This window comes from Streptomyces sp. SID14436 (assembly GCF_010548465.1).
GTDB lineage: Bacteria > Actinomycetota > Actinomycetes > Streptomycetales > Streptomycetaceae > Streptomyces.
This window is the reverse complement of record NZ_JAAGMD010000835.1, coordinates 1-9,790: the sequence shown is the minus strand read 5'-3', so window position 1 is coordinate 9,790 and position 9,790 is coordinate 1. Positions and strand designations below refer to the sequence as shown.

General features: G+C 71.7%; 9 protein-coding genes. All 9 read right to left on the bottom strand.

Translation table 11 applies throughout. The features are described 5' to 3' along the window. A partial coding sequence (locus G3I53_RS30550) for an MraY family glycosyltransferase (protein ID WP_343240717.1) occupies window positions 1–1,231 on the bottom strand: 1,231 nt, incomplete at its 3' end. Window positions 1,232–1,368: 137 nt separating this feature from the next. Beyond that, window positions 1,369–2,607 (bottom strand): serine hydroxymethyltransferase, encoded by a 1,239-nt coding sequence (glyA, locus tag G3I53_RS30545; protein ID WP_164333641.1) that lies wholly within the window; start codon window positions 2,605–2,607, stop codon window positions 1,369–1,371. A 155-nt stretch (window positions 2,608–2,762) separates the two neighbouring features. Beyond that, complete coding sequence (locus tag G3I53_RS30540) at window positions 2,763–3,440, bottom strand: protein-tyrosine-phosphatase (RefSeq protein WP_164333640.1); 678 nt, start codon at window positions 3,438–3,440, stop codon at window positions 2,763–2,765. Continuing rightward, on the bottom strand, window positions 3,437–4,084 hold the full coding sequence (locus G3I53_RS30535; protein WP_164333639.1) for an L-threonylcarbamoyladenylate synthase: 648 nt from the start codon (window positions 4,082–4,084) through the stop codon (window positions 3,437–3,439). The genes G3I53_RS30540 and G3I53_RS30535 overlap by 4 nt, the downstream gene beginning before the upstream one ends. A 52-nt stretch (window positions 4,085–4,136) precedes the next feature. Beyond that, a complete protein-coding gene (gene prmC / locus G3I53_RS30530; RefSeq protein ID WP_164333638.1) occupies window positions 4,137–4,982 on the bottom strand; it encodes a peptide chain release factor N(5)-glutamine methyltransferase in 846 nt (281 codons plus the stop codon). A 26-nt stretch (window positions 4,983–5,008) separates the two neighbouring features. Then, complete coding sequence (prfA, locus tag G3I53_RS30525) at window positions 5,009–6,076, bottom strand: peptide chain release factor 1 (RefSeq protein ID WP_164333637.1); 1,068 nt, start codon at window positions 6,074–6,076, stop codon at window positions 5,009–5,011. Between the two features lie 106 nt (window positions 6,077–6,182). Continuing rightward, entirely contained in the window at window positions 6,183–6,407 is a 225-nt protein-coding gene (gene rpmE / locus G3I53_RS30520; protein ID WP_003973638.1) for a 50S ribosomal protein L31, read from the bottom strand. 180 nt (window positions 6,408–6,587) lie between these two features. Then, on the bottom strand, window positions 6,588–7,724 hold the full coding sequence (locus G3I53_RS30515) for an LCP family protein (RefSeq protein ID WP_164333636.1): 1,137 nt from the start codon (window positions 7,722–7,724) through the stop codon (window positions 6,588–6,590). Window positions 7,725–8,153: 429 nt separating this feature from the next. Continuing rightward, window positions 8,154–9,790, bottom strand: a 1,637-nt coding sequence (rho, locus tag G3I53_RS30510; protein ID WP_164438981.1) for a transcription termination factor Rho, incomplete at its 5' end; no start/stop codon positions are given.

The window sequence follows — 9,790 nt, the reverse complement described above, 5'->3', positions numbered from 1 at the left end:
CGGCCTCCTCGGTCCGCAGGGCGCCCGTGGCGGCCGCCGGCGCACCTGCCGCCGACGCGGCGCGGCGGCGCCGGTAGCGCGGCGGGACGAAGGCCTCCATCCAGCGCGGGGTGCGCGGGGTGAAGCGCGGCAGCAGGAGCAGGATGAGACCGATGGCACTGAGGAACACCACGCTCAGCACGATCCACATCGACGCCGAGTTGACGGAGTAGGCCAGCGCGCCGAAGGCGATCAGCGCCGACCAGAAGTACATGATCAGCACCGCCCGGCTGTGCGAGTGGCCGATCTCCAGCAGCCGGTGGTGCAGGTGCCCCCGGTCCGCCGCGAACGGAGACTGGCCGCGCCAGGTGCGCCGCACGATCGCCAGGATCAGGTCGGCCGCGGGCACCGCGATGATGGTCAGCGGCAGCAGCAGCGGGATGTACACCGGCACCGTCTGGTGCACGGCCTCCTTCTCCGAACCGACGTACAGGTTCAGGGCGTCGGGGTCCACCTGTCCCGTGACGGAGATCGCACCGGCGGCGAGCACCAGCCCGATGAGCATCGAGCCGGAGTCGCCCATGAAGATCCGCGCGGGATGCATGTTGTGGGGCAGGAAGCCCAGGCACATGCCCATCAGGATCGCCGCGAACAGCGTCGCCGGGGCCGCGGCCTCGATGCCGTACGAGTACCAGATGCGGTAGGCGTACAGGAAGAACGCCGCCGCCGCGATGCAGACCATGCCCGCCGCGAGACCGTCGAGCCCGTCCACGAAGTTGACCGCGTTGATGGTGATGACGACCAGCGCCACCGTCAGCAGGGTGCCCTGCCACTGGGTGAGCGCGACCGAGCCGACGCCGGGGACGGGCAGCCAAAGGATCGTCAGACCCTGCATGACCATCACACCGGCGGCGATCATCTGGCCGCCCAGCTTGATCAGGGCGTCGATCTCGAACTTGTCGTCCAGCACCCCGATCAGCCAGATCAGGGCGGCCCCGGAGAGCAGTGCCCGCGGCTCGTTGGACTTCTCGAAGAGCTGGTTGAGGTTGGTGAGGTGATCGGCGACCAGCAATCCGGCGCACAGCCCGAAGAACATCGCGATCCCGCCGAGGCGCGGAGTGGGTTCCCGGTGCACGTCCCGTGCCCGGATCTCCGGCATCGCCCCGGCCACGATCGCGAACTTGCGTACCGGCCCGGTCAGCAGGTACGTCACCGCGGCCGTGACACAGAGCGTCAGCAGGTATTCACGCACGGGCTTCCCCACAGATCTCGCTGGCCATCACAGCCCCACACCCTAGCGAGGCGCGCATACGGGTGGGGACTTCCGGGTAGCGACGATGGTTGCACGTACGGCTGTGCATCCCGTGCGCCTACCCGGCGGCCCGCCCCTCAGTGCGGGTACGGCGGAAAGGCCGCGGTCAGTTCCCGTACGTCCTCGCGGGCCCGCGCCGGGTCCGTGCCGCCGCGCAGCACGCTCGCCAGCAGTCCCGCGACGAGGGACATCTCCCGCGTGCCCATGCCCTGGGTGGTGACCGCGGCCGTGCCCAGGCGCAGCCCGCGGTCGTCGGCGTGCGGCAGCGCACAGCAGTCGAGCACCAGACCGGCCGCCGCGAGCCGGCCGCGGGCCTCGCGGCCGCCGACGCCCAGCGGGGCCGGGTCGACGGTGATCAGGTGGGTGTCCGTACCGCCGGTGGTGACCACCAGGCCCTCGGCGGCCAGGGCGGCGGCCAGCGCCCGCGCGTTGGCGACGACCTGGTGCGCGTACACCGTGTACGCGGGGGTGGCGGCCTCCCCGAAGGCGACCGCCTTCGCGGCCACGGTGTGCATCTGGGCGCCGCCCTGGGTGAAGGGGAATACCGCACGGTCCAGGCGCTCGGCCAGGTCCGCGCCGCACAGCAGCATCCCGCCGCGCGGACCGCGCAGCACCTTGTGCGTGGTGGCGCAGACGATGTCCGCGTACGGCACGGGGTTCGGGGCCGCTCCCCCGGCGACCAGGCCGATGGGGTGCGCGGCGTCGGCGATCAGGTGGGCGCCGACCTCGTCGGCGACCTCGCGGAAGAAGCCGTAGTCGATGTGGCGCGGGTAGGCGATGGAGCCGCACACGATCGCCTTGGGCCGGTGCGCGAGGGCGAGGGCGCGGACCTGGTCGTGGTCGATCAGGCCGCTCTCCGCGTCCACGCCGTAGCCGACGAAGCGGAACCAGCGGCCGGAGAAGTTCGCGGGCGACCCGTGGGTGAGGTGGCCGCCGTGCGGCAGGCCCAGGGCGAGGACGGTGTCGCCGGGGCGCAGCAGGGCGGCGTAGGCGGCCAGGACGGCGGAGGAGCCGGAGTGGGCCTGCACGTTGGCGTGCTCGGCGCCGAACAGCGCCTTGGCGCGCTCCACGGCCAGCCGCTCGGCGGCGTCCGCGTACGAGCAGCCGCCGTGGTGCCGGGCCCCCGGGTAGCCCTCGGCGTACTTGTTGGCCAGCGGCGAGCCGAGCGCGGCCAGCACCGCGGGCGAGGTGAAGTTCTCGGCGGCGATCAGCTGGAGCGTGGTCTGCTGCCGCTCGCTCTCCCCCCGCAGGATGTCGGCGAGCTCGGGGTCCTGCCGGCGCAGGACATCGGCCTCGAGGGCAGGGCTGACCGTCATGGTGGACTCCCGGACGTCGACGCTGACGTAGCACCAATGTAGGCCGGGCCCTCCGCAAGCGCGCGGCTGCGGCACCCTCACGGGGCGAACGGGTACGGGGACGGCGGCACGCCCCCGGTGAGCGGGCGGCGCCGGGGCGGCCGTCCGGTGGGCGGTCAGGCCCGTGCCGGAACCCCCGTCAGTGCCGTCACCACCGGGTCCAGGGCCTCGTGTATCTCGTCGCCGATGGAGCGGAAGAACGTCAGCGGTGCGCCGTAGGGGTCGTGGACCTCGTCCGCCTCCGCCGTGGGCGCCAGCAGCCAGCCGCGCAGCGCGGCGGCGGCGCGGACCAGGGCGCGGGCGCGCATGACCAGGCCCTCGTCGAGCGGGGGCAGGGTCGCCGGGTCGATGGCATTGACCAGGCGGGTGAACTCTTTCAGCGTGAAGGTGCGCAGCCCCGCCGAGTGGCCCATGGAGATGACCTGGGCGCGGTGGTCGCGGGTCGCGGTCAGCACCAGGTCGGCGCGGATGACGTGCTCGTCGAGCAGTTCGCGTCCGACGAAGCCGGAGGCGTCCGCGCCGAAGTCGCCCAGCACCGTCTCGGCGTGGGTCTCCATGGGCGCGCCCTCGTGGCCCCAGGTGCCGGCGCTCTCCACGATCAGCCCGCCGCCCAGGACGCCCAGCCGCTGGCTCACGAAATGCCGGGTCAGCCGCTCGGTGATGGGTGAGCGGCACACGTTGCCGGTGCTGACGTGGAGGATGCGGAAGGTGTCGCGCGGGAAGCCGAAGGTCGACGTCACTTCCGCGCTGCGTTCCCCGTTGCCTATGCCACGCCCCGCCTCAGGGGCTGTCAATTCGCCACCTCGAGGTCTGGTACGACCTTGCGCAGCTCGTCCGGCGAGAGGGCGCCCTCGCGCAGCAGCACGGGCACGGGGCGGGTGACGTCGACGATCGAGGACGGCACGATGCCCGGGGTGGGCCCGCCGTCGAGGTAGACGGAGACGGCGTCGCCGAGCATCTCCTGGGCGGCGTCGCAGTTCTCGGGCGCCGGGTGGCCGGTGAGGTTCGCCGACGACACGGCCATCGGACCGACCTCGGTGAGCAGCTCGATGGCGACGGGGTGCAGCGGCATGCGCACGGCGACCGTGCCCCGGGTGTCCCCGAGGTCCCACTGGAGGGACGGCTGGTGCCTGGCGACCAGGGTCAGCGCGCCCGGCCAGAAGGCGTCGACGAGTTCCCAGGCCTGCTCGGAGAAGTCGGTGACGAGCCCGTGCAGCGTGTTCGGGGAGCCGATCAGCACGGGGGTGGGCATGGTGCGGCCGCGTCCCTTGGCCTGCAGCAGGTCGCCGACCGCCTCGGCGGTGAAGGCGTCCGCGCCGATGCCGTACACGGTGTCCGTGGGCAGCACCACGAGTTCGCCACGACGTACCGCCGATGCGGCCTCGCGCAGACCGGTCGCGCGGTCGGTCACGTCGTTGGTGTCGTATCGCCGGGCCATGGGGCGGGCCTCCTCGTACACATGCTGCTGGGAAGTGGAGTCTGCGGGCCGCTCACGGCAGTGCCTTGCGCGCGGTGGCGAACCGGGGGCGGTTGTTCAGGTCGGGGTGGTCGGCGGCGTCCGTCCAGCCGCGGTCCTCGGCGAAGATCCACGGCACCTGGCCGCCCTGGGTGTCCGCGTGCTCGACGACGACCACGCCGCCGGGGCGCAGCAGCCGGTGCGCGGTGCGTTCCAGGCCGCGGATCAGGTCCAGGCCGTCCTCGCCGGAGAAGAGGGCCAGCCCGGGGTCGTAGTCGCGGGCCTCGGGGGCGACGTACTCCCACTCGGTGAGCGGGATGTAGGGCGGGTTGGAGATGACCAGGTCGACCTGGCCGTCGAGGTCGGGGAAGGCGGTCAGGGCGTCGCCCTGCCTGAGGTCGACCCTCGACCCCTCCATGTTGCGGCGGGTCCAGCGCAGCGCGTCCTCGGAGAGCTCCACGGCGTGCACGCGCGAGCGCGGCACCTCCTGGGCGAGGGCGAGCGCGATGGCGCCCGAGCCGGTGCACAGGTCGACGATGCACGGCTCGACGACGTCCATCGCGCGCACGGCGTCTATGGCCCAGCCGACGACCGACTCGGTCTCCGGGCGCGGCACGAACACGCCGGGTCCGACCTGGAGTTCCAGGTAGCGGAAGTAGGCGTGGCCGGTGATGTGCTGGAGCGGTTCGCGCGCCTCGCGGCGGGCGATGACCTCCCAGTACCGGGCGTCGAAGTCGGAGTCGGGCACGTTGTGCAGCTCGCCGCGCTTGACGCCGTGCACGAACGCGGCGAGTTCCTCCGCGTCGGTACGCGGCGAGGGCACGCCGGCGTCGGCGAGCCGCTGGGTGGCCTGGGCCACCTCGGCGAGCAGCAGGTTCACTGGTCCTCCGGACGTGGGTACGGGGCTTACGCGGCGGCCAGCTTGGCGGCCGAGTCCGCGTCGACGCAGGCCTGGATCACCGCGGCGAGGTCGCCGTCCAGGACCTGGTCCAGGTTGTACGCCTTGAAGCCGACACGGTGGTCCGAGATGCGGTTCTCCGGGTAGTTGTAGGTCCGGATCTTCTCGGAGCGGTCGACGGTGCGGACCTGGCTGCGGCGGGCGTCGGCGGCCTCCCGCTCGGCTTCCTCCTGGGCCATGGCGAGCAGCCTGGAGCGCAGGATACGCAGGGCCTGCTCCTTGTTCTGCAGCTGGCTCTTCTCGTTCTGGCAGGAGGCGACGACTCCGGTCGGGATGTGCGTGATCCGCACGGCGGAGTCGGTGGTGTTCACGGACTGCCCGCCGGGCCCGGAGGAGCGGTAGACGTCGACGCGCAGGTCGTTGGGGTTGATCTCGACGTCGACCTCCTCCGCCTCGGGCGTGACCAGGACGCCCGCCGCGGAGGTGTGGATGCGGCCCTGCGACTCGGTGGCGGGCACCCGCTGCACGCGGTGCACACCGCCCTCGTACTTCAGGCGGGCCCACACGCCCTGGCCGGGTTCGATCTGGCCGCGGGCCTTCACGGCGACCTGGACGTCCTTGTAGCCGCCCAGCTCGGACTCGGTGGCGTCGATGATCTCGGTCTTCCAGCCGACGCGCTCGGCGTAGCGCAGGTACATGCGCAGCAGGTCGCCGGCGAACAGGGCGGACTCGTCGCCGCCCGCGCCCGCCTTGATCTCGAGGATGACGTCCTTGTCGTCGCTGGGGTCGCGCGGGACGAGGAGCAGGCGGAGCTTCTCGGTGAGCTCCTCGCGCTGCTGCTCCAGCTCCTTGACCTCGGCGGCGAAGTCGGGGTCGTCGGCGGCCAGTTCGCGCGCGGTCTCGATGTCGTCGCCGGTCTGCTTCCAGGAGCGGTACGTGGCGACGATCGGGGTGAGTTCGGCGTAACGCTTGTTCAGCCTGCGCGCGTTGGCCTGGTCGGCGTGGACCGACGGGTCGGCGAGCTTCTTCTCCAGGGTGGCGTGCTCGGCGACGAGTTCCTCGACGGCCTCGAACATCTTGGGCTCCTGCGTGGTGCGTGGGTGAAGGGCGGGCGACCAAAAACGCCGGTCCCGGAGCGCCCCCGGCCGGGGACGCTGCCGTGGACCGGCGAATGGAGGCTCGCTACTTCTTGGAGCCTGCGGAAGCCTTGCCGAAGCGGGCCTCGAAGCGGGCCACACGGCCACCGGTGTCGAGGATCTTCTGCTTGCCCGTGTAGAACGGGTGGCACTCGGAGCAGACCTCGGCCCGGATGGTGCCGGACTCGATCGTGCTGCGGGTCGTGAACGACGCACCGCAGGTGCAGCTGACCTGCGTCTCGACGTACTCGGGGTGGATGTCGCGCTTCAAGGTGTCTCCTAGATCCGGGAGGGCGCCGGGTCGCCACCACGGGGTGCGGAGGCGTGAACCGGAGCCGACGTACCAGTCTGCCAGGACTGGGGCCTCCACCCAAAACCGGGGGTGGCCGTTTTTTGTTCCCCCGGGGGCGGGTGTTTTCCGCGCGGGCGCCACGCGGGCGCCGTGCGGGCCCTACGGTGCGCTGACGACGTCCTTGGCCTCGCCGGTGGCCGAGTCCTCGGTCGCCGCCTCGGGGATCGCCCGGTCGTCCTTGAGGGCGTCCCAGACGAGACGGGCCTTGTCCTTCTGGACGAGGACCCGGTTGGGGTTGGCGGGGTCGTACTGCACCGGCATGGTCACCATGTGCATGTCGGCGGGGCTGATGCCCTTCAGGCCGCCCGCGAAGGACATCAGGGAGTTCACCGAGCCCAGCCCGGAGTCGGTGGTGACGGCCTTGGTGGCGGTGTCGGCGAGATCGTAGAGCTTCTTGGGGTTGGTGAAGACGCCGACCTCCTTGACCTGCTTGACCAGGGCCTTGATGAACGCCTGCTGGAGCTGGATGCGGCCGAGGTCGGAGCCGTCGCCGACGCCGTGCCGGGTGCGGACCAGGCCGAGGGCCTGTTCCCCGTCGAGCCGGTGGGTGCCGGCGTCCAGCTTCAGGTGGCTGTCGGGGTCGTCGATGGGCTTGCTGGTGGTGATCTCGACGCCGCCGAGTTCGTCGATGAGCTTCTGGAAGCCGGAGAAGTCGACCTCCAGGTAGTGGTCCATGCGCAGGTCGGTGATCTCTTCGACGGTCTTCACCGCGCAGGCGGCGCCGCCGGTGGAGTACGCCGAGTTGAACATGACGTTCCGGGCGGCGGGGTGGGTGCCGCCGTCGGTGTCGGTGCACTCGGGCCGGTCGATGAGGGTGTCCCGCGGGAGGGAGACCACGCTGGCCTTCTTGTGGCCCTCGTGGACGTGGACGATCATCGCGGTGTCGGAGCGGGCGCTGCCGTCGTCGGTGCCGCCGCCGAGGTCCTTGTTGCCTCCGGCGCGGGTGTCGGAGCCGAGGACGAGGATGTTCTCGGAGCCGTTGTCGGCCTTGTCGGGCCGGTCCGTGCCGAGCGCCTGGTCGATGTCGACGCTGCTGATGTTGCCGTTGAGCTTGAAGTAGACGTAGCCGAGGCCGGTGCCGCCGAGCACCACGACGGCCGCCGCGGTCCACGCGGCGATCTTCACGCCGGACCGCTTCCCGCGCGGCTTGCGCCGCTTGCCCCTGGCCCGCCGGCGCGGTCCCTCCGCGGCGGACTCCCCGGGTATGCCGGGTCCGGGTGTGCTCTCGGCAGTCATGCGCTCCTCAGCTCTGCTCCGGTCGGGTACCCCCTGCGCGGCGTCGGACATGACCGGTGACGGCCCGTACAACACCCATGGTCGCTCCATGCCTCAGACGGGGAAACCCGGCACAGGGTTGCACGGGGCCCTGTGCCGGGCCGGCGGCCGGCGGGGCGGGTCCGCGTTCCGCCGAAGAGCGGCGAATGCGCCGCTCACCTGCGTTTTCGGCCATGCGTGCCGTACTGATCGAAATCGGCCGCAGCGGACGTCCGTGTGGCGAAGATCTCGCCGGGGCCCTTCCGGTGCCCTTGTACCGGTGCGTCTGCCCCGCGCCGCGGCTTTCGCGCCCGCGGCCCTTCTGCGGCCTCGCGGAGGGTCCCGGAATACGCGAAGTGGCCGCCCTGCGCACAGGACGGCCACTTCGGGTGCTGCTGATCCGGCGGGAGGTCAGTCCCCGTTGCCGGGAGTCGGCGTCGTCTTCTGGATCTGCATCAGGAACTCGGCGTTCGACTTGGTCTGCTTCATCTTGTCCAGCAGCAGCTCGACCGCCTGCTGCTGGTCGAGCGCGTGCAGCACCCGGCGCAGCTTCCAGACGATGGCGAGCTCGTCGGGCGCCAGCAGGATCTCTTCCTTGCGGGTACCGGACGCGTCGACGTCCACCGCGGGGAAGATGCGCTTGTCGGCGAGCTTCCGGTCCAGCTTGAGCTCGGCGTTGCCGGTGCCCTTGAACTCCTCGAAGATGACCTCGTCCATGCGGGACCCGGTGTCCACCAGGGCGGTGGCGAGGATGGTCAGCGAACCGCCGTCCTCGATGTTGCGGGCCGCACCGAAGAAGCGCTTCGGCGGGTAGAGGGCCGTGGAGTCGACACCACCGGACAGGATGCGGCCGGAGGCCGGGGCGGCGAGGTTGTACGCACGGCCCAGGCGGGTGATCGAGTCGAGCAGCACCACGACGTCGTGACCCAGCTCCACCAGGCGCTTGGCACGCTCGATGGCGAGCTCGGCGACCGTGGTGTGGTCCTCGGCCGGGCGGTCGAAGGTCGAGGAGATGACCTCGCCCTTGACCGACCGCTGCATGTCGGTGACCTCTTCCGGACGCTCGTCGACGAGGACGACCATCAGGTGGCACTCGGGGTTGTTGTGGGTGATCGCGTTGGCGATCGCCTGCATGATCATGGTCTTGCCGGTCTTCGGCGGGGCCACGATCAGACCGCGCTGGCCCTTGCCGATCGGCGACACGAGGTCGATGATCCGCGTGGTCAGCACGCCCGGGTCGGTCTCCAGGCGCAGGCGGTCCTGCGGGTAGAGCGGGGTGAGCTTGTTGAACTCCGGGCGGCCGCGGCCGTGTTCGGGCGCCATGCCGTTGACGGAGTCGAGGCGGACCAGCGCGTTGAACTTCTCGCGCCGCTCGCCTTCCTTCGGCTGGCGTACCGCGCCGGTGATGTGGTCGCCCTTGCGCAGGCCGTTCTTGCGGACCTGGGCGAGGGAGACGTACACGTCGTTGGGGCCGGGCAGGTAGCCGGAGGTGCGGATGAAGGCGTAGTTGTCGAGGATGTCCAGGATGCCCGCGACGGGGATCAGGACGTCGTCCTCGTTGATCTGCGGCTCCTGCACGTCGTCGCGGCCCCGGCGGCCACGGCGGTCGCGGTAGCGGCCGCGACGGCCCCGGCGGCCGCCCTCGAAGTCGTCGTCGTCGTGCTGCTGCCGGTCCTGCCGGCCGCCGCCGCCCTGCTGCTGGTTCTGACGGCCGCCCTGGCCGCCCTGGTTCTGCTGCTGGTCGTCGCCCTTGCCGCGGCCTCCGCGGTCGTTGCCACGGTCACCGCGGTCGTTGCCGCGGTCGTTGCCGCGTCCGCGGTCGCGGCGGTCCCGGCGGCGGCCCTCACCGTCGTGGTCCGACTTGCCGTCGCCCTGCGACTGCTGACCCTGCTGCTGGTTCTGCTGCTGCGACTGCTGGCTCTGCTGCTGCGCCGGGGCGTCGCCCTTCGGCTCGCTCTGCGGCTCGGACCGGGTGTCCGTCTTCGCCTCGGCGGCGACCGTCCCGGTCGCGGCGGCCGGGGCGCCCGCCTCGGCGGTGGCGCGACGCC

Bases quoted from the DNA above. Each gene is read 5' to 3' on its own strand.
- glyA (WP_164333641.1), bottom strand. From the start codon at position 2,607: ATGACGGTCAGCCCTGCCCTCGAGGCCGATGTCCTGCGCCGGCAGGAC.
- G3I53_RS30535 (WP_164333639.1), bottom strand. From the start codon at position 4,084: ATGGCCCGGCGATACGACACCAACGACGTGACCGACCGCGCGACCGGT.
- prfA (WP_164333637.1), bottom strand. From the start codon at position 6,076: ATGTTCGAGGCCGTCGAGGAACTCGTCGCCGAGCACGCCACCCTGGAG.
- G3I53_RS30515 (WP_164333636.1), bottom strand. From the start codon at position 7,724: ATGACTGCCGAGAGCACACCCGGACCCGGCATACCCGGGGAGTCCGCC.